This window comes from Micrococcus sp. 63XJN7_8_ISO-PGPR-S23-253, from assembly GCF_056173425.1.
In genome coordinates, this window is the sequence record NZ_CM149673.1 from 990,050 (window position 1) to 1,009,248 (window position 19,199).

Genomic DNA, 19,199 nt, shown 5'->3' on the forward strand with positions numbered 1-19,199 from the left:
GGTGCTCCGTGCGCCGGGGAGCCGACGCGGGCTCCATCCTCGCATCCGGCGGGCACGTCCGGGAGCATCCGCGTCGCCGCGGTGCCCGGGCCCGGCGGGGGTACCGTGGTGCGGTGGCCTCGCTGTCCTCCCTCCTGCGCCGCGGCCTCCTCGGTCGCCCCGTGACGTCGCACGCCGCCGACGAGCCCCGCATGAACCGGTGGCGGGCGCTGCCCGTGACGTCGTCGAACGCCCTGTCCTCCCTCGCCTACGCCCCGGACGAGGTCATCCTCACCCTGGTCGCCGCCGGCACGTCCGCGCTCGCGCTCGGACCCGCCGTCGGCTGGGCCGTCGTCGCGGTGATGTTGCTCATCGTCGTGTCCTTCCGCGCCGCGGTCGCCGCCGTTCCGCACGGCGGCATCTACCACATGGCCGGCACGAAGTTCGGCCCGAGGGCCGGTGTCGTCGCCTCGGCCGCGCTCCTGCTGGACTTCGTGTTCACCGCCGCGGTCTCCGTGGCCGCCTTCGCCCACTTCGTGGCGGCGTTGGCCCCCGGGCTCACCGTCGGCAGCCGCGTGCTGGTGGCCTCGGCCGCGCTCGTGGGCGTGCTGCTGGCCGCACTCCGCGGGGTGCGGCTGTCCCGGTGGGTGCTGCCCGTGCTCGTGGGCGTGTTCGTCGCCCTGACCGGGCTGCTCGTCCTGGCGGGTCTGTGGCAGGAGGGTCGTGGGCTGCTCGGCGCGGCGCCGACGGCCGGGTGGACGCAGGAGGGCGCCGGGGTCGGCGAGACCGTCGGCACCGTGGCGACGGCGCTGCTCGCCCTGCGCGCGTTCAGCGCGGGATCGGTGCTGCTCACCGGCGTCGAGGTGCCGGTGTCGAGCACCCGCCTGATGGCCCGGCCGGCCGTGCCCATGGTGCGGTGGGTGCTCACCGTGATGGCCCTCACCCTCGGCGCGCTGACTGTGGGCGTCATGCATCTGGCCCAGCGCACCGGCGTCGTCGTCGGGCTGGAGCTGGAGAACCTCCGGGACGCCGCGGGCGCGGAGGTCACGCCCGACCGCGCCCCCGCCCCCGTGCTCGCCCAGCTCGCGGACACCGTGTACGGCCCGGGCAGCGTCCTGTCCGTCGCCACCATCGCGGCCACCGCCCTGCTCCTGCTGTTCGCGGCCAAGTCGGCGTTCCGCTCGTTCCCCGCCCTGGCCGCGCGCGTGGCCGAGGACGGCTACCTGCCCCGGCAGCTGAGGGTCCGCAGCGACCGGCTCGTGCACACGTGGAGCGTCCTCGGGATGGGGGCCGTGGCCCTCTCGCTCGTGTTGTTCTTCGAGGCCCGGACCGCCCTGCTGGTACAGCTCTACGTCATCGGCGTGCTCCTGGCCTTCACGCTCGCGCAGGCCGGCATGCTGCGGCTGTGGCGCCGTCGGCTCGTGCACACGCCGGGCGCCCGGGCCCGCGCGGCCGTCCGGCTGCGCCTGATCATCACGTCGGTGGCCTGGGTGGTCACGGCGCTGGCGGGCGTCGTCGTCCTGGTCACCCGCTTCACGCAGGGCGCGTGGGTGGCGCTGCTGGCGATCGTGCTCGGCTCGCTGGTGATGGGGCGGATCCGCCGCCACTACGCGGACGTGGACCGCGAGCTCGCACCGGACCCCCAGGACGACGCGCGGGCCCTGCCCTCGCGGGTCCACGTGGTGGTCGTCGTGACCACGCTGGACCGGCCGGCACTGCGGGCGCTGGCCTACGCCCGCGCGTCGCGGCCGTCCTCGCTCGAGGCCGTCGTCGTGGACGCCGAGCGCGCCGCCACCCTGGAGGTGATCGACGCCTGGGAGCGCGCCGGCCTGCCGATGTCGCTCACCGTGATCGCCTCGCCCTACCGCGACACGGTGGCCCCCCTGGTGCGGCATGTGCGCGAGCACCGACGCCGCTCCCCGCGGGACCTGACCATGGTGTTCATCCCGGAGTACGTGGTCCGGCCCGGCTGGCGCACGCTCCTGCACAACCGAACCGCCACCCGCCAGACGCGGCGGCTGCAGCGGGAGCCGGGCGTGATGGTGGGCTCGGTGCCGTGGCAGGTCCACGAGGGCCAGGGCTCCTGACCGCCCCGGCGCCCCCGGCGAGCGGCGGATGACGCCGTCCGACGGCGCGCCCAAGATCGAGGCGACACAGCCGCATCGGTCTGCAAGGATGGTGATGATCTGGCCAGTCGATGCTCAGGGCAAGACCTGAAGCGCGCTGCGATGCGAGAGGAGCCAGAGATGGCAGTCGTCGACACAACCACAGACGTCACCGGGATCGGAGGGACCATCGAGGTGGAGGTCGGGGCCATGGCCCACGGCGGCCATTGCGTGGCCCGGCACGAGGGGCGGGTCGTCTTCGTGCGCCACGCCGTGCCCGGCGAGAAGGTCCGGGTGGCCCTGACCGAGGCCGAGGAGGGCGCCCGCTTCTGGCGCGGCGACGTCGTGGAGGTGCTGCGGCCCTCCGAGTTCCGCCGCATCCACCAGTGGAAGCTGGCCGACATGCTGCGCGCCCACGCCTCGGGCCGCCCGCCCGTGGGCGGCGCCGAGTTCGGCCACATCGTGGTCCCGCACCAGCGCCGGCTCAAGGCCCAGGTCTTCCGGGACACGGTGCACCGCATCGCCGACCTCGCGGTGGAGCCGGAGGTGTGCTTCGCCGGCTCCGAGGACGAGCCCACCGGCCAGCGCTGGCGCACCCGCAACGCGTTCGCGGTGACCCCTCAGGGGCACATCGCGATGCACGCCTACCGTTCGGCGACCCTGCTGCCCGTGCGCAACATGCCGCTCGGCGTGCCCGCCCTCGACGCGCTCGCCCTGTGGGACTGGGACTTCACCGGGGCGGCCCGCGTGGACGTCGCGACGCCGGCCTCCGGCTCCCGCCCCCTCGTGCTGGTGACGCCCACCCCGCAGACGCGGGCGGACGAGGTCAAGCTCGGCCGGCTGCGCACCCGGATCCGCCAGGCCGCCAATGCGTGCGGCGTGGACGTCTCCACCGGCCTGGCCCTGCCCGGCCCGAAGCGGTTCCTGCCGGTCAAGGTCGAGCGCATCACCGGGAAGACCTGGGTCGAGGAGACCGTGGAGTCCGAGCGCGGCGGCACCAAGCGCTTCCGTGTCACGGGTGACGGCTTCTGGCAGGTCCACCAGCACGCCCCGGCCACCCTCGTGGACGCGGTGCTCGAGGACGCGCGCGTCGAGCCGGGCCAGGTCGTGGCCGACCTCTACGGCGGCGCCGGCCTGTTCAGCGCGTACCTGGCGGACGCCGTGGGACCCGAGGGCCGCGTGTACTCGGTGGAGGCCTCCCGCCAGGCCTCGAAGGACGCCCGCCGCAACCTGCACGACCAGCCGCAGGCCTCGGTGCTCAACGGCCCCACGGACAAGGTGCTCGGCAGCTGGCTGAAGTACCCCGAGCGCCCCGTGGCCGACGGCGGCCTCGGCGGTGCCGCGCTGGACACCGTCGTCCTGGACCCGCCGCGGGCCGGCGCGGGGCGGCGGGCGATCGAGCGCATCCTCGCGCTCGAGCCGGGCCGCATCGTGTACGTCTCGTGCGATCCCGCCTCGTTCGCCCGTGACCTGGCGTGGCTGCGCGACGGCGGCTACGAGGTGGAGCGCGCCCGCGTGTTCGACCTCTACCCGGACACGCACCACCTCGAGTCGGTGACCGTGCTGGTGCCGGCCGCCCAGAGCACCCCGGCCGCGGCCGTCGTCGAGATCTGATCCGGCATCCGCGCGGCGGCCTGCGGGCCGCCGCGCGCCATGCCCGCGTCACACGGGACCGGCGCGGTACCCTGGGACGCAGTGCGGCACCTGTGACGCAGACGACGCCCGTCCCGGACGGCGCGCGGTCCGCGACCGCGGGTGACCACCCCCCACTGGACGAGCGCCCGGAGGAAACCGGGCGGGAAGAGGAGTCCTCTTGTGACCACCGTCGACAGCTTCGGCTCCAAGGGCGTCCTGGACGTCAAGGGCGCCGAGTATGAGATTTTCCGTCTGAACAAGGTCGAGGGGGCGCAGAAGCTGCCCTACTCCCTGAAGGTGCTGCTGGAGAACCTGCTGCGCACCGAGGACGGCGCCAACGTGACCGCCGACCAGATCAAGGCCCTGGCCGCCTGGGACCCGAACGCCCAGCCGGACACCGAGATCCAGTTCACGCCGGCGCGCGTGATCATGCAGGACTTCACCGGCGTGCCCTGCGTCGTGGACCTGGCCACCATGCGTGAGGCCATCCAGGACCTGGGCGGCGACCCGGAGCGCGTGAACCCGCTCTCCCCGGCCGAGCTCGTGATCGACCACTCCGTGCAGATCGACTCCTTCGGCAACGACGCCGCCATCGAGCGGAACATGGAGATCGAGTACGAGCGCAACGGGGAGCGCTACAAGTTCCTGCGCTGGGGCCAGACCGCCTTCGACGACTTCAAGGTCGTCCCCCCGGGCATGGGCATCGTCCACCAGGTCAACATCGAGAACCTGGCCCGCACCGTGATGACCCGCGAGGTCGACGGCGTGCTGCGCGCCTACCCGGACTCCTGCGTCGGCACCGACTCGCACACCACCATGGTCAACGGCCTGGGCGTGCTCGGCTGGGGCGTCGGCGGCATCGAGGCCGAGGCCGCGATGCTCGGCCAGCCCGTGTCCATGCTGATCCCGCGGGTCGTGGGCTTCAAGCTGACCGGCAGCATCCCGTCCGGCGCCACCGCGACCGACGTCGTGCTGACCATCACCGAGATGCTCCGCCAGCACGGCGTGGTCGGCAAGTTCGTCGAGTTCTACGGCGAGGGCGTCGGCTCCGTGCCCCTGGCCAACCGCGCCACCATCGGCAACATGTCGCCCGAGTTCGGCTCCACCGCCGCGATCTTCCCGATCGACGAGGTCACCCTCGACTACCTGCGCCTGACCGGTCGCTCCGAGGAGCAGGTCGCCCTCGTGGAGGCGTACACCAAGGAGCAGGGGATGTGGCACGACCCGTCCTCCGAGGTCGCGTACTCCGAGTACCTCGAGCTGGACCTGTCCACCGTGGTGCCCTCCATCTCCGGCCCGAAGCGCCCCCAGGACCGCATCGAGCTCACCGACTCCAAGGACCAGTTCCGCAAGGACCTGCACAACTACGCCACGCAGGACGAGGCCGGCGAGGGCCGCCCGTCCAAGCTCGTGGACGTGGCCATGGCGGACGGCCGTCAGTTCCAGCTGGACCACGGCGCCGTGTCCATCGCCTCGATCACCTCGTGCACCAACACGTCCAACCCGTCCGTGATGATGGCGGCCGGCGTGCTGGCCCGCAACGCGGTCGCCAAGGGCCTGAAGTCCAAGCCGTGGGTGAAGACCTCCGTGGCCCCGGGCTCCCGCGTGGTCACCGACTACTACGAGAAGTCCGGGCTGCGCGAGTCCCTCAACGACCTCGGCTTCAACGTGGTCGGCTACGGCTGCACCACCTGCATCGGCAACTCCGGCCCGCTGGAGTCCGAGATCTCCGAGGCCATCCAGGAGAACGACCTGTCCGTGACCGCGGTGCTCTCCGGCAACCGCAACTTCGAGGGCCGCATCAACCCGGACGTGAAGATGAACTACCTGGCCTCCCCGCCGCTGGTGGTCGCCTACGCCCTGGCCGGCACCATGGACTTCGACTTCGAGAACGAGGCCCTGGGCCAGGACACCGAGGGCAACGACGTCTTCCTCCAGGACATCTGGCCGGACCCGACCGAGGTCCAGAAGATCATCGACGCGTCGATCGACACCGAGATGTTCACCTCGCAGTACGCCACGATCTTCGACGGCGACGAGCGCTGGCAGTCCCTGGAGACCCCCTCGGGCTCCACCTTCGAGTGGGACGAGAAGTCCACCTACGTGCGCAAGCCCCCGTACTTCGAGGGCATGACCATGCAGCCGGACCCGGTGTCGGACATCTCCGGCGCCCGCGTCCTGCTCAAGCTGGGCGACTCCGTGACCACGGACCACATCTCCCCGGCCGGCTCCTTCAAGTCGGACACCCCGGCGGGCCGCTACCTGCTGGAGAACGGCGTGCAGCGCAAGGACTTCAACTCCTACGGCTCCCGTCGTGGCAACCATGAGGTGATGATCCGCGGCACGTTCGCGAACATCCGCATCAAGAACCAGCTGCTCGACGGCGTGGAGGGCGGCTTCACCCGCGACTTCACCCAGGAGGGCGCCCCGCAGGCCTACGTGTACGACGCGGCGCAGAACTACGCCGAGCAGGGCACCCCGCTGGTGGTCCTGGGCGGCAAGGAGTACGGTTCCGGCTCCTCCCGTGACTGGGCGGCCAAGGGCACCGCGCTCCTGGGCGTCAAGGCCGTGATCACCGAGTCCTTCGAGCGCATCCACCGCTCGAACCTCATCGGCATGGGTGTGCTGCCGCTGCAGTTCCCCGAGGGTGAGAACGCCGACTCGCTGGGCCTGACCGGCACCGAGACCTTCGACATCTCCGGCATCATCGCCCTCAACGAGGGCACCACGCCGAAGACCGTGAAGGTCACGGCCACCGGTGAGGACGGCAAGGTCACCGAGTTCGACGCGGTCGTCCGCATCGACACCCCCGGTGAGGCCGAGTACTACCGCAACGGCGGCATCCTGCAGTACGTGCTCCGTCAGATCGCCTCGAAGGCCTGATCCACGGGACACCGCGCGCGGGCACCACGACGGCGGCCCGCCGCCCTCCGCACGGGGGGCGGCGGGCCGCCGTCGTCGTGGGCGCCGGGGGCGACTCCGGTGCACGACCGCTCTTCATCCCCCAGTGCAGGGACCGGCTAACCCTTGGGCCAGACGGGCCTCGGGCGTGTCTGACAATGAAGCCGGGGGGCGGCCGGCACCCTCGACGACACGTCCCGGTTCCAGATGCTCTCCCACGCCCCCACAGGCCGGCAGGGCCGGCCGTTCGCCGATACCCGCACGATGCTCGACGCCATCATCCACCGGTACAGGTGCATCGATCCCCTGGCAGGACCTGCCCGAGGTCTACGGGCCCTGACAGTGACGTGTGGACCTGGCACCGGCGCATGGCCGAACAGGGCACCTGGGACACGGTGCCGGCAACACTGACCCCCTGCAGCGGAGGCCGAAGGCCTGATCGATGGGTCGGCCTCGGTAGACTCCACGATCGCCCACGCACATCAGCGCGCCACGAACACCACCCGGCTCACAGGGGGCTGGATCGAACGACAGGAATCCGCGTGAAGGACCCCGCCGATCACGGCATCGGGCGCCCCTGGGGCGGGCTGAGCACGAAGACCCATCAGCTGATCGACGGGGCAGGGCTGCCGTGGTCCTGAATGCTGTGCTCGCGTGGTCGACGGCATTCTCAGACACGCCCTCGTAGCGTGTTCGAACTGATCAACGATCCAGGTCAAGTGCTCAAGAGGCTCGGCGAGGCTCAGCACCGGCAGGCATGAGCGTGAGGACCCGGACAGAGAGGATCCCCCACAGTGCACATCGTGAAGGGGCGTGAGTGATGTAGTGCTCTTCAGTTGGCACTGATTGATACTGGTCGACGAGGCTTCAGCCCGGTCTGCTTATGCCCTCCGATGACTCTGAAGCCGGCTCTCGGGCGAATCCTCACATCGGGACGCCGAGACCCTTGGGGCATCCAAGGACGGGACGTCTCGACGCCTGATCTGTCGGGGCTGCAGAGGAGCATGAGGCCTGGGCCTCAAGCCAGCTGAAGACCGGTCAAGCAGGTGGGGTCGTCGGGGCGGGTCGAGATGGCCTTTTCCGCGGTGCGGCCTTCAGCTGAGACCGTGAGAGTGGCGTCAATTCCACGCGGCAGCCAGACCCCGACGAATCCGTTGTCGTGAGTCGTCAGCGTTTCATCGAGGATGGTCTCCCCGGACGTCGCCTCGACCACGGTGACGTGGACGTCCGTATTGGCGAGTTCGCCGCTGCACGTAGTGAGGCTGTGGAAGTAGCATTCGTGAGTCTGGCTGCGATACGGGGCGATAGAGACGTAGAATTCGTCTTCTGGCATCCGCAGGGTGGTCTGATTGTTCTGATCGTCGGTCAGTACAAGCTGGTCCGGTTCAATCGAAGCGATGAATTCGGACGAGCGATCTGTCATCTTCGTTGAGTCGAGGCGCTCGATGATCTCGCGAGCATTCAATCCGTCTAGATCGTGCTCGACCACCAGTGAGCGATCGGATCCTGGATCAGCGGACGGTCCCGCATCAGCACAGCCGCTGAGCAGGAGGACGGCGCTGGTCGCCAGACCGGTGAAGGCCGCGCAGATTCTCAGGCGGATCCTGGAGGACTGGATCGGAGCAACAATGGCAAGTGGCATGCCCAACTCTTTTCTCAGGTGAACGTGTTCATGTCGTCAGGTTGGACCGAAGGCATCCGAGTTCGCCGGTGTCAAGGGTTCGACGAGGTGCGACGCACGCCTGCCCGGAGACATCGAGAGCCTTGTCCTGATCTGGGGCCAACCGGTCCGAGGCACCCTGTGTTGACGACATCGGATGGTGTCAGGAGCGCACGAGGCGATTGATGGCGTCGCTGGCCTCCTGGATCGTGGCGATGGCCGCGTCTTCATCGCCTTTCCTGACGGCGTCGGGCACGCACTGCTTGGGGTGGTCATCGAGCAGACCGGTCGCCACTCCTTGCAGGGCGCGGGTGAGGGCCGAGACCTGGGTGAGGATGTCGATGCAGTACTTTTCGTCGTCGATCATCGCGTGATGCCGCGGGCTTGGCCTTCGACACGCTTCATGCGGTTGCGGTAGCGGTCCTTGTCACTGATGTAGCCGTGCCGATGGGCTCCGGTGTCGGTGCCGGTCTCATCGGCTGCAGTGTCAGTGGTCACGGGTGTGTCCTTCACTTCTGGTGCTCCAGGACGGAGCGGGTGCTGGCAGCTGGGGCGAGGTCGATGCGACGCAGCAGCTGGGCGTTGAGCGCGACGACGACGGTGGAGATCGACATCAGGATCGCACCTACTGACATCGGCATGACGAAGCCGACGGGTGCGAGCACGCCAGCCGCGAGCGGCACAGAGAGCACGTTGTACCCTGCAGCCCACCACAGGTTCTGCTTCATTTTGCGGTATGCGGCGCGGGAGAGCTGGATCACCGAGAGCACGCTGCGCGGGTCGGAGCTGGCGAGGATGACACCTGCAGAAGCGATGGCGACGTCGGTGCCGGCCCCGATGGCGATGCCGACGTCGGCCTGGGCCAGGGCAGGGGCGTCGTTGACGCCGTCGCCGACCATGGCGACCTTCTTGCCCTCCTTCTGCAGCTGGTCGACCTTGGCGGATTTGTCCTCGGGGCGGACGCCGGCGAAGACCCGGTCGATGCCGAGCTCTCTTCCCACCTCGTTCGCCACGGCTTCCGCGTCGCCGGTGATCATGACGACCTCGACGCCGAGCTGATGGAGCGCATCGACGGCATCGCGGGACTCTGGGCGAATCTCGTCGGCGAGCTTGAGACCGCCGATGACCTTGCCGTCGCGGAGGACGTGCAGGATGATCGCACCCTCTGCCCGCCATTCGTCGGCGACACCGATCTCGTCCTGGCCGGTCTCCTCGAGCAGACGGGGTCCGCCGACGCGGATCTCGTGATCGGCCACCGTCGCGGTGACGCCGACCGCCGGGGAGGAGGTGAACCCGCTGGCCGGTTCGACGGCGAGGCTCTTCTCCTTGGCGGCGGTGACGATGGACCGGGCGAGGGGGTGCTCACTGTCGGCCTCGGCGGAGGCGGCCAGGGCGAGGACCTGTTCGGCATTCACGCCGCCGGTCGGCTCCACGCCGATGACGGTGGGCTCGCCCTTGGTCAGGGTGCCGGTCTTGTCGAAGAGCACCGCGTCGACCTGGCGCATGGACTCCAGGGCGAGGCGGTCCTTGATCAGGACCCCGCCGCGGGCGGCGCGCTCGGTGGCGATGGACACGACCAGAGGGATCGCCAGACCCAGCGCATGGGGGCAGGCGATGACGAGGACCGTGATGGTGCGAACGACCGCGTCGTCGGGGAGCCCGAAGAGCGTCCAGACGACGGCGGTGATCAGCGCAGCTCCGAGGGCGAACCAGAACAGCAGGGCGGCAGCCCGGTCGGCGATGCGCTGGGCGCGGGAGGATGAGCCCTGCGCCTCGGCGACGAGCCTGTTGATGCCCGCCAGAGCCGTGTCGTCGCCGGTGGCGGTGATCTCTACGCGCAGGCCGGAGTCGGTGGCCACGGTGCCGGCGGTGACGTTCTCGCCCTCGCCGCGGGCGACGGGGCGTGATTCTCCGGTGATCATGGACTCGTCCATGTCGGCGCGGCCGTCGACGATGGTGCCGTCGGCGGGGACGCTGCCGCCAGGCCGGACGATGACGACGTCGCCGACGCGCAGCTCTGCCGGGTCGACCTTGACGACGTCGTCTCCCTCTACGCGCTCAGCCTCGTCAGGGAGCAGCGCGGCGAGGGAGTCCAACGCTGAGGTGGTCTGGGCCAGTGAGCGCATCTCGATCCAGTGGCCCAGCAGCATGATGACGATCAGCAGCGCCAGCTCCCACCAGAACTCGAGCTCGGGGTGGACGAGACCGACAGTGGCGGCCCAGGAGGCGAGGAACGCGACGGTGATGCCGAGCGCGATGAGCAGCATCATCCCCGGCTGGCGTCTTTTCAGCTCGCTGACAGCACCGGTGAGGAACGGGGTGCCGCCCCAGGCGTACATGACGGAGCCGAGGACTGCGGCGACCCAGCCCGCCCAGCTGGGGACCGAGTAGCCCAGGAGCATGGCGAACATGGGGGAGAACGCGACCACCGGGATGGCGATGATCAGGTTGATCCAGAACAGCCGCCGGAACTGGCCGACGTGGTCGCCGTGGCCCGCGTGACCACTGCCGTGATGACCGTGCCCGGCGTGGTCACCGTGTTCCGTGGTGTGGTCTTTGTTCTCGGCGCGCGAGTCGTCACGGTGGCCGGACTCGATGGTCGCGACGCCGTCGTGGTCATGGTGATGCGTGGTCGGGTCCGTCATGCTCTTCGCTTCCCCTCGTCATTCCCCGATCTTTCCTTCGATCGGGTCGTATGTCGCCGCGGACCTTCAGCGCGCCCGCGGCGATCGGCTCAGGAGGCCGGCTTGATCTCGCTCTCGACGACCCACTTGTGGTTGGTCATCGTCATGCCGTCGGACTCGTAGTCGACCATGTAGACGGTCTCCTCGGTGGAGGAGGCGATGGTCGCCTCCGCGCCCTCCATGCCTTCCATGTGTTCGGCCTCGAGAGTGACCTCGGTGCCGTCGGCCAGACGTTCATCTCCGGCGTCCTTGATCTCCTGCTGGACGACCCACTTGTGATCCTTGACCGGCTCCCCGCCTGTGGACGGCGTGAAGTCCACCGCATAGGTGTACGTGTCGTACGCGCCGGCGATCGTCGCGTTCGCACCGTCCATGCCCTCCATGTGGTCGGCGGTGAGCGTGACCTCGGTGCCGACCGGGTATGTGGGCGACGCAGCCGTCTCGATGCCCTCGGGTGCGGGGCCGCCGTCCATCGGATGCTCCATCCCGCCACTGTCAGAGCTGCTGCCGTGGCCCTCGTGGTGGCTGGTCGTCGAGGGGGTCGCTTGGTCCTGGTCACCGCCGGTGCTGCAGCCGGTGAATACGAGCGCTCCTCCGAGCACTCCTGCGGCGACGGTGGTCCTGAGGCGCTTGCGCATGAAGTCTCCTGTTCGTTCTGGTCCAGTCGACATTATACCCCCCTGGGGTATCGATCGCATGCCGATCGGCGGGCGTGGACTCGCCCGGCCATGATCCAATCGACCCGGGGTGGTGGCACTGATGCTGCGATGGAGGACAACGGCTCGGCGGCTCTGGTGGCAGATGGAATCGCGGCCCGAACGGACGGGTTCACCTCGCTCGCCGTCGTGACGGGATCGGCTGCGTCCCGCCCGGGTGCGGGCCCGCGGAGTACGCTGGTCGGACCATGGAACATCTGCCCCCCACGAGCCCCGGCGCCCCGCTGCTGCCGCAGATCGCCCGCCCGGCGGACCTGTCGGCCCTCACGGAGGACCAGTTGACCGCGCTGGCGGCGGAGATCCGCGCCTACCTGATCGCCCACGTCTCCAAGACGGGCGGCCACCTCGGACCGAACCTGGGCGTCGTCGAGCTGACGCTGGCCGTGCACCGCGTGTTCGAGTCGCCGAAGGACGCGGTCATCTTCGACACGGGCCACCAATCGTACGTGCACAAGCTGCTCACCGGACGCCAGGACTTCACGACGCTCCGCCAGGAGGGGGGCCTGTCCGGCTACGGGGACCGCACCGAGTCCGAGCACGACGTGGTGGAGTCCTCGCACGCCTCCAGCTCGCTCTCCTGGGCGGACGGCATCGCGCGGGCCTGGGCGCAGACCGGGCAGGGGGACCGCACCGTGGTGGCCGTCATCGGCGACGGCGCGCTCACGGGGGGCATGGCCTGGGAGGCGGTCAACAACATCGCCGCCGGCCGGGATCGGCGCGTGGTGATCGTGGTCAACGACAACGGCCGCTCGTACGCGCCCACGGTGGGCGGCGTCGCCGAGCACCTGGGCGGACTGCGCCGCGGGGTGCTGGACAAGGTGCGCACCCACCACCGCTACGAGCAGACCCTCGACTACCTCAAGCACCGCCTCCAGGAGGCCGGCCTCGCGGGCGAGCTGGTGTACCGGCCGCTGCACGCGGCGAAGAAGGGCCTCAAGGACCTCTGGGCGCCGCAGGGCCTGTTCGAGGACCTGGGCATGAAGTACATCGGCCCGGTGGACGGTCACGACCTCACGGCCATGGAGGAGGCCCTCGAGGACGCGCGGGCGTACGGCGGGCCCGTGATCGTCCACGCGATGACCGAGAAGGGGCACGGCTATCCGCCGGCGGTCGCGCACGAGGCGGACCAGTTCCACGCGATCGGCGTGATCGACCCCTCCACGGGCGAGCCCATCACCTCGTCGACGGCCCAGTCGTGGACCTCCGTGTTCGGCGAGGAGATGGTCGCGATCGCGGACGAGCGGCCGGACGTCGTGGCCATCACCGCCGCCATGCAGAATCCCGTGGGCCTGGCCCCGATGGCGCTGGCCCATCCGGACCGGGTGTTCGACGTCGGCATCGCCGAGCAGCACGCGGTCACCTCGGCCGCCGGCATGGCCTTCGGCGGGCTGCACCCCGTGGTGGCCGTCTACGCGACCTTCCTCAACCGCGCCTACGACCAGGTGCTCATGGACGTGGGCCTGCACCGTGCGGGCGTGACGTTCGTGCTGGACCGCGCGGGCGTCACCGGGCCGGACGGCCCGAGCCACCACGGCATGTGGGACCTGGCCCTGCTGCAGTCGGTGCCGGGGCTGCGGATCTCCGCGCCCCGTGACGCGGACACGCTCCGGGAGGAGCTGCGCGAGGCCGTCGCCGTCGAGGACGCGCCCACCGTGGTGCGGTTCGCGAAGGGCTCGGTCGGCGAGCCGGTGCGCGCCCTGGAGCGGCTGTCGGACGGCACGGACGTGCTCGCCCGGCGCGGCGAGGCCGGCGGACGCGACGGCGCCGAGCGGGACGTGCTGATCGTGGCGGTGGGCGCGATGGCCGAGCTCGGCCTCGACGTCGCCGAACGGCTCGAGCGGCACGGCATCAGCGCCACGGTGATCGACCCGCGGTGGGTCCTGCCCGTGGCCCGATCCGTGATCGACACGGCCGCCCGCCACCGGATCGTCGTGTGCCTCGAGGACGGGGTGCGGGCCGGCGGCGTCGGCTCGCGGATCCGCCAGGAGATGCGCGCGGCCGGCGTGGACACCGCCCTGAACGAGGTCGGTCTGCCCGTCGAGTTCCTCGCCCACGGCAGCCGCGAGCAGGTGCTGGCCCGCGTGGGCCTCACCGCGCAGCGCATCACCCAGGACACCGTCGCCCAGGTCCTGGGCGCCAAGGTCCCGTACGCCCGGCCCGTCCCCGAGGACGCGGCCGCCCCCCACCACCAGGAGCAGGCATGAGCATCGTCCGGCTGTACCGTGAGACCGTCGGCGACGACGGCGCCCGGCTCTTCGAATACCGCGAGGCATGGGCCGACGCGGAGGCCGGGGAGTTCGTGGTCCACCACGGTCGGGTCGGCCAGCCCGGCACCGTCGGGGAGCAGCCCCTGGCCGACCGGGCCGAGGGCGATCAGCTGCTGGCCGCGTTCGTGGCGCAGGGCGCGGAGGAGGGCTTCGCCGAGGCGGACCCCGCGACCTTCGCCGTGCTGCCGGTGGCCTACCGGCTCCGCGGCCGGGAGGCCACGGCGATCGAGCGGCGCACCGTCGAGCGGCTGCGCGTCGAGGTGACCCACCAGCTGGCCTGGCGCGGTCTCGGCGAGGTCGAGGACGTCGTCGACGAGGCCGGTGCCCTCGTGCTGCGCGTCCGCACCCCCCACGCGCGCAAGGCCGCCGCCGAGATCCCGGCGGCCGCCAAGCGCGCCGACGGCGTGCAGTCGAACAAGGTCGACGTCCGCACCGCAGAGCAGGAGGGCTGACCCGTGCGCCACACCCGTCTCGGCCGCTCCGGGCTGACCGTCTCCGTCATCGGCCTGGGCTGCAACAACCTCGGCCGCCCCGGCACCGCCACGCTGGAGCAGGCCGGCACCGACGCCGTCGTCCACGCCGCGCTCGACGCCGGCATCACCTTCTTCGACGTCGCCGACATCTACGGCGCCGAGCCCGGCCTGTCCGAGGAGCGGCTCGGCCGCGCCCTGGGCGCCCGTCGCGACGAGGTGGTGATCGGCACCAAGTTCGGCATGGACATGGGCGGTCTCGCCGGCGACGACGGCGGCGCGCGGGGCTCGCGCCGGTACATCGTGCGCGCCGTCGAGGACTCCCTGCGCCGTCTCGGCACCGACTGGATCGACCTCTACCAGTTCCACACCCCGGACCCGGCCACGCCCATCGAGGAGACCCTCCGTGCGCTCGACGACCTCGTGCGCGCCGGCAAGGTCCGCTACGTGGGCCACTCGAACCGGGCCGGGTGGCAGATCGCCCAGGCCGAGTACGTGGCCCGCGAGCTGGGCGTGGAGCGCTTCGTGTCCGCGCAGAACCACTACAACCTGCTCGACCGCCGGGCCGAGCTCGAGGTGGTCCCGGCGGCGGCGGAGTTCGGGCTCGGCGTCCTGCCGTACTTCCCGCTGGCCAACGGGCTGCTCACGGGCAAGTATTCGCAGGGCGACGCCCCCGAGGGCTCTCGCCTGTCCCACGTGCGCCAGCACATGGTGGCCGACGCCGACCTGGAGCAGCTGGCCGCGTTCGGCCGGTTCGCCCGAGAGCGGGGGATCACCGAGGTCCAGGCCGCGATCGGGTGGCTGGCGGCGCAGGGACCGGTGTCGTCCGTGATCGCCGGCGCCACCCATGCCGCGCAGGTCGTGGAGAACGCGGCGGCGGCCGACTGGCTCGCCACCGCGGAGGACCTGGCCGAGCTGGACGCCCTGTTCCCGGGCCCGGAGAAGGTCGCGCTCTTCTGATGGTCGCCGCCCTGAGCGGCGCGGCCGCCGCGGCGGCCGCCAACCCGCTCGTGCCGACGCCGGGGGAGGCCGCCCTGGGATGGACCGTGTCCGTCGTGGCCGGCGCGCTGTGGGTGGCCGGCTTCGTCTCGCTGGGCCGCAGCCCCCTGGACGCGCGGGCGCGCCTGCCGTGGGTGGGCGTCATGCTGCTGCTGCCGGTGCTGGGGGCGCTCATCTGGTTCTGGTGGCGGCACCGCTACTACCCGGCCCGGCGGCGCGAGCAGCCGGGATGGGACCCCAACGACCGCGTCGCCGTCGTGGTGCCCCCGCGGCGGCGCTACGGCGCGCCGGAGGACTGAGCCGGGCTCAGAGCTTGACGACGATGCGGTCGTCGACGACGGCCGCGTCGTAGTCCATGAGGGCCTTGCGGGCCGGGCCGCCGAACGGCTTCCCCGAGGTGACGTCGAAGTGCGAGCCGTGGCAGGGGCACGCGTAGGCCGGGCCCTCCTGCCGGTCCACGACCTGGAGCAGGCAGCCCTGGTGCGTGCACACGTTGGTGAAGGCGGTCACCGTGGTCTCGTCCACGCGATGCATCATCAGGGTCCGGCCCTGCACCTGGACCTCGCGCGACGCGCCCACGGGCAGCTCGGCGGCGGGCAGCGCGTCGACGGCGTCGGAGCCGGTGTAGTGGTCCTGCGCGGTGTCCTCCTCGCGCAGCCGGTCTGTGCAGCCGGCCAGCGCGAGTGCGCCGGCACCCGCGGCGGCGACGGCGGCGCCGCGGCCCAGGACGGTGCGGCGGGAGGTGTCCGGGCGGGCGTGGCCGCCGCAGCAGCCGGGCCGGGAGGAGTTCGGGGTGAGGGGGGAGTCCTGCGTGGTCATCGACCCATTATCGCCCGTGGCGAGGGCGGATGCGACCGGGCCCGACGGGTGCGAGGATCGGGGGGACGGACCCCCGAGCCCCAGGAGCACCGCCGTGACCGACCCCGCCCCGCGCCCCACCGGCGCCGCCCGCTTCGACCTCACCCCCTTCGAGCGGTGGGAGGCCGTGACCCTCGACGACGTGCACGTCGGCTTCCTGCACCGGGTGCTGGAGGACGGCGTGCTGACCACCCGCATGGGCTTCGCCCCCACGCCCGCCCAGCGCGCCGCCCGCGGTGGACTGCCCGAGCGCTACCTCGCCCAGACGCAGGTCGGCTTCACGCCCGACGGCGACGGCTGGGCCTGGACGACCCACGAGGACTCCGCCGGCGCCCAGCGGGTGCGCATCGACCGCGAGCGGGCCGGCATCGACGCCGCGGTGCTGCCCTCGTACGCGGAGTACCTCCTCCTCGCCCGGGTGGCCGCCGAGGGCCCGCTCGCCGTGGACCGGCTCGAGGAGGCCTCGCCCCTGCAGGGCGGGCTGCGCGTGCCCCGCGCCGAGCTGCGCCCGGCGGACGCGGGCGGGTCGGACGTGCGGGTGGCCGTCGTCGCGGACGGCGTGGAGCTGGGGGCGCACCTCGTGCGCGAGGGCGCCGTGGTCGCCTCCGACTGGGGCGGGGGCACCGCCTCGACCCCCGTGGCCGACCGGGCCGCGGCGACCGCCGGGCTCGACGCGCACGTGGCGACGTTCGCCGGGCTGCCGATCGCCTGAGCCGTGGGCCGGGCCGTCGCGGACGGCCCGGCCCGGGCCGGTCAGGCCTGCGCGGCCGGGTGGAAGCGCCGCCCGTTCACCCGCTCGGCGGCCCCGCAGTCGTCCAGGTACGGCGTGATGCCGCCCAGGTGAAGAGGCCAGCCGGCACCGAGGATCATGCACAGGTCCACGTCCTCGGGGGCCGCGACGACGCCCTCGTCCAGGAGCAGGCCGATCTCCTCGGCCAGCGCGTCCTCGACCCGACGCAGCAGCTCCTCGGGGGCCTGCGGGGTCGAGCCCTGCTCCAGCAGGGCTGCGGTCGCCTCCGGGATCTGCTCGCCGGTCGCGCCGGCGGCCTCCTCGTCGCGCCGGTCCGGGCGGACGTCCTTGGCCCAGATCGCGGTCTTGCCGGCGTCGATCAGGCGCTGCAGGTTCGCCGAGACCGGGAAGCGCTCCGCGCCGAAGGACGCGGAGAGGGACTCGGACACGTGCTGGGCCACGGGGAGGCCGACCATGGCCAGCAGGGTGAACGGCGTCATCGGCAGGGCCAGCGGGTCCAGCGCGTGGTCGGCCTCGTGCGCGTCGGTGCCCTCGTCGAAGGAGTTCTGCACCTCGCCCATCATGCGCAGCAGGACACGGTTGACCACGAACGCGGTCGCGTCGTGGACGAGGACGCCGGTCTTGCGCAGCCGGCGGGTCAGCTCGAACGCGGTGGCCACGACCTCGTCCGTCGTCGCCTCGGTCCGCACGATCTCCACGAGCGGCATGACCGCCACCGGGTTGAAGAAGTGGAAGCCCACGAGGCGCTCGGGACGCTCGAGGACCTCGGCCATGGCGGCCACGGACAGGCTCGAGGTGTTGGTCATCAGGATGGCGTCCTCACGCACGATGCCCTCGAGCTCGCGGAAGACGGTGCGCTTCACCTCGAGCTCCTCGAAGACGGCCTCGATGACGACGTCGGCGTCCGCGTACACGGCCTTGTCCGTGTCGGCGGTGATCAACCCGGCCAGGGCCTGGCCGTCCTCGGCGGAGAGCCGTCCACGGGAGACCATCTTCTCGACCTGCGCGCGCACGCCCGCCAGGCCGCGCTCGACACGCTCGGCGTCGACGTCCGTCATCACGACGGGCACCCGCAGGTGCCGGGCGAAGACGAGGGCGAGCTGGCCGGCCATCAGGCCCGCACCGACGATGCCGACCTTCCGGACCTCGCGGGCGAGCTCGCGGCCCGGGTCGCCGGCGGGGCGCTTGGCGCGGCCCTGGACGAGGCCGAGGAACGCGTACACGGTGCGGCGGAACTCGGGGGAGTGCAGCAGCGTCCCGAGGGCGTCCGCCTCGGCCTGGGCGGACTCGGCGCGGGTGCGCGTGCGGGCCCCGGTGAACAGGTCCTCCAGGTGACGGCGTGCCGGCAGGTGGCGACCGGGACGGGCGGCCTGCAGCCGCTCCAGCGCCGCCAGGGCGCGGTCCCAGGCGGCGTCGGACACGTCGCGGTCGCGGTGGGCGGCCAGTTCGGCCGCCACGGACTCATCCCCGGTGACCAGGGCGGCGGCGAGCTCCAGGCCCGCGTCGAGGAGGTCCCCCTCGACGATCCGGTCCATCAGGCCGAGCCCGTGCGCGGTGCGGGCGTCGAGCATGCGGTTGTCGTCGAGGGGGTTCTTCAGCACGACGTCGACGGCGGCCTCCGGGCCGATCAGGTGGGGCACGCGCCACACGCCGGACCAGCCGGGGATCAGGCCCAGCCGGACCTCGGGCAGGCCGAAGCCCTTCGCGTCGGCGGCCACCACGCGGTGTCCGGCGGCCAGGGCCAGCTCGAGGCCGCCGCCGAGGGCGAGGCCGTTCACGAGCGCGACCGTGGGGATCTCGAGGGCCGCGAGCCGGTCGTAGACGGCGTGGCCGAGCAGGGCCAGGTCGCGGCCGACGTCGCCGGTGATGCCCGCGATCAGGGACAGGTCCGCCCCGGCCGCGAAGGTCCCCTCCACACCGGTCACGGCCAGGGCCTGGATCTCGCCCGCCGCGGCCCGGGCGGCCTGCTCGTCGAGGACCCGGCCGAGGCCGAGGAGCGTGGCCGGGCCCAGGGTCGCGGGCCGGCGGGGTCCCTGTCCGTTGTCCAGCGTGAGCAGCGCGAGCGTGCCTGCGCCCTCGGGCAGGGCGTGGTCGGTCACGGTGACGGCGGTGACGACCTCATCCGGGGCCAGGGCGGGCAGGTGGTCGAAGGAAGCAAGAGAAACGGATGTCAT

The 19,199-nt window shown here is 71.8% G+C and carries 13 protein-coding genes and 2 pseudogenes; 9 read left to right on the forward strand and 6 right to left on the reverse strand.

Annotation, left to right across the window (positions count from 1 at the left end):
• Positions 1-113 precede the first annotated feature (113 nt).
• From AC0VX4_RS04595 to AC0VX4_RS04610, 4 genes and pseudogenes are all read left to right on the forward strand, one after another.
• Positions 114-2,066: an APC family permease gene (locus AC0VX4_RS04595; protein ID WP_060774517.1), complete on the forward strand. Its 1,953-nt coding sequence runs from the start codon at positions 114-116 to the stop codon at positions 2,064-2,066.
• A gap of 159 nt (positions 2,067-2,225) precedes the next feature.
• Positions 2,226-3,698, forward strand: a complete 1,473-nt coding sequence (locus AC0VX4_RS04600) for a class I SAM-dependent RNA methyltransferase (RefSeq protein ID WP_002858141.1) — start codon at positions 2,226-2,228, stop codon at positions 3,696-3,698.
• A 201-nt stretch (positions 3,699-3,899) separates the two neighbouring features.
• Positions 3,900-6,602 (forward strand): aconitate hydratase AcnA, encoded by a 2,703-nt coding sequence (acnA, locus tag AC0VX4_RS04605; protein ID WP_002858140.1) that lies wholly within the window; start codon positions 3,900-3,902, stop codon positions 6,600-6,602.
• A 225-nt stretch (positions 6,603-6,827) separates the two neighbouring features.
• Positions 6,828-7,252: pseudogene (locus tag AC0VX4_RS04610) on the forward strand (transposase); the annotation flags it as partial.
• 386 nt (positions 7,253-7,638) lie between these two features.
• On the opposite strand, the gene AC0VX4_RS04615 reads toward AC0VX4_RS04610, so the two are convergent.
• The 4 genes and pseudogenes from AC0VX4_RS04615 to AC0VX4_RS04630 form a co-directional block, all read right to left on the reverse strand.
• Positions 7,639-8,262 (reverse strand): CueP family metal-binding protein, encoded by a 624-nt coding sequence (locus AC0VX4_RS04615; protein WP_136940484.1) that lies wholly within the window; start codon positions 8,260-8,262, stop codon positions 7,639-7,641.
• 181 nt (positions 8,263-8,443) lie between these two features.
• Positions 8,444-8,793 (reverse strand): annotated as a pseudogene (locus AC0VX4_RS04620) (metal-sensitive transcriptional regulator).
• The gene (locus tag AC0VX4_RS04625; RefSeq protein WP_475464646.1) at positions 8,790-10,925 is read right to left on the reverse strand and encodes a heavy metal translocating P-type ATPase; all 2,136 of its coding nucleotides are present in this window, start codon (positions 10,923-10,925) and stop codon (positions 8,790-8,792) included. Before AC0VX4_RS04625 ends, AC0VX4_RS04620 begins: the two are co-directional and overlap by 4 nt.
• Before the next feature lie 89 nt (positions 10,926-11,014).
• A complete protein-coding gene (locus AC0VX4_RS04630) occupies positions 11,015-11,602 on the reverse strand; it encodes a YdhK family protein (RefSeq protein ID WP_136940486.1) in 588 nt (195 codons plus the stop codon).
• A gap of 266 nt (positions 11,603-11,868) precedes the next feature.
• Between AC0VX4_RS04630 and dxs the strand changes: the two genes are divergently transcribed.
• The 4 genes from dxs to AC0VX4_RS04650 are packed head-to-tail and all read left to right on the forward strand — an operon-like array spanning position 11,869 to position 15,715.
• Positions 11,869-13,884: a 1-deoxy-D-xylulose-5-phosphate synthase gene (gene dxs, locus AC0VX4_RS04635; protein ID WP_255166029.1), complete on the forward strand. Its 2,016-nt coding sequence runs from the start codon at positions 11,869-11,871 to the stop codon at positions 13,882-13,884.
• On the forward strand, positions 13,881-14,399 hold the full coding sequence (locus AC0VX4_RS04640; protein WP_475464647.1) for a hypothetical protein: 519 nt from the start codon (positions 13,881-13,883) through the stop codon (positions 14,397-14,399). Before dxs ends, AC0VX4_RS04640 begins: the two co-directional genes overlap by 4 nt.
• 3 nt (positions 14,400-14,402) lie before the next feature.
• The gene (locus AC0VX4_RS04645) at positions 14,403-15,377 is read left to right on the forward strand and encodes an aldo/keto reductase (protein WP_098471758.1); all 975 of its coding nucleotides are present in this window, start codon (positions 14,403-14,405) and stop codon (positions 15,375-15,377) included.
• Positions 15,377-15,715, forward strand: coding sequence for a PLD nuclease N-terminal domain-containing protein (locus AC0VX4_RS04650; protein ID WP_002857087.1), 339 nt, complete (start codon positions 15,377-15,379; stop codon positions 15,713-15,715). The genes AC0VX4_RS04645 and AC0VX4_RS04650 overlap by 1 nt, the downstream gene beginning before the upstream one ends.
• 7 nt (positions 15,716-15,722) lie before the next feature.
• Here AC0VX4_RS04650 and AC0VX4_RS04655 read toward each other — a convergent pair whose 3' ends face one another.
• Positions 15,723-16,235, reverse strand: a complete 513-nt coding sequence (locus tag AC0VX4_RS04655; protein ID WP_049160898.1) for a Rieske (2Fe-2S) protein — start codon at positions 16,233-16,235, stop codon at positions 15,723-15,725.
• A gap of 94 nt (positions 16,236-16,329) precedes the next feature.
• On the opposite strand from AC0VX4_RS04655, the gene AC0VX4_RS04660 reads away from it, so the two are divergent.
• Positions 16,330-16,986 carry a hypothetical protein gene (locus AC0VX4_RS04660; protein WP_002857084.1) on the forward strand — a complete coding sequence of 219 codons (657 nt, stop codon included), beginning with the start codon at positions 16,330-16,332 and terminating at the stop codon, positions 16,984-16,986.
• A 41-nt stretch (positions 16,987-17,027) separates the two neighbouring features.
• On the opposite strand, the gene AC0VX4_RS04665 is transcribed toward AC0VX4_RS04660, so the two are convergent.
• A complete protein-coding gene (locus tag AC0VX4_RS04665) occupies positions 17,028-19,199 on the reverse strand; it encodes a 3-hydroxyacyl-CoA dehydrogenase NAD-binding domain-containing protein (RefSeq protein WP_475464648.1) in 2,172 nt (723 codons plus the stop codon).

Bases quoted from the DNA above. Each gene is read 5' to 3' on its own strand.
- AC0VX4_RS04640 (WP_475464647.1), top strand. From the start codon at position 13,881: ATGAGCATCGTCCGGCTGTACCGTGAGACCGTCGGCGACGACGGCGCC.
- AC0VX4_RS04655 (WP_049160898.1), bottom strand. From the start codon at position 16,235: ATGACCACGCAGGACTCCCCCCTCACCCCGAACTCCTCCCGGCCCGGC.
- AC0VX4_RS04625 (WP_475464646.1), bottom strand. From the start codon at position 10,925: ATGACGGACCCGACCACGCATCACCATGACCACGACGGCGTCGCGACC.
- dxs (WP_255166029.1), top strand. From the start codon at position 11,869: ATGGAACATCTGCCCCCCACGAGCCCCGGCGCCCCGCTGCTGCCGCAG.
- AC0VX4_RS04600 (WP_002858141.1), top strand. From the start codon at position 2,226: ATGGCAGTCGTCGACACAACCACAGACGTCACCGGGATCGGAGGGACC.
- AC0VX4_RS04630 (WP_136940486.1), bottom strand. From the start codon at position 11,602: ATGCGCAAGCGCCTCAGGACCACCGTCGCCGCAGGAGTGCTCGGAGGA.
- AC0VX4_RS04650 (WP_002857087.1), top strand. From the start codon at position 15,377: ATGGTCGCCGCCCTGAGCGGCGCGGCCGCCGCGGCGGCCGCCAACCCG.
- AC0VX4_RS04665 (WP_475464648.1), bottom strand. From the start codon at position 19,199: ATGACATCCGTTTCTCTTGCTTCCTTCGACCACCTGCCCGCCCTGGCC.
- AC0VX4_RS04615 (WP_136940484.1), bottom strand. From the start codon at position 8,262: ATGCCACTTGCCATTGTTGCTCCGATCCAGTCCTCCAGGATCCGCCTG.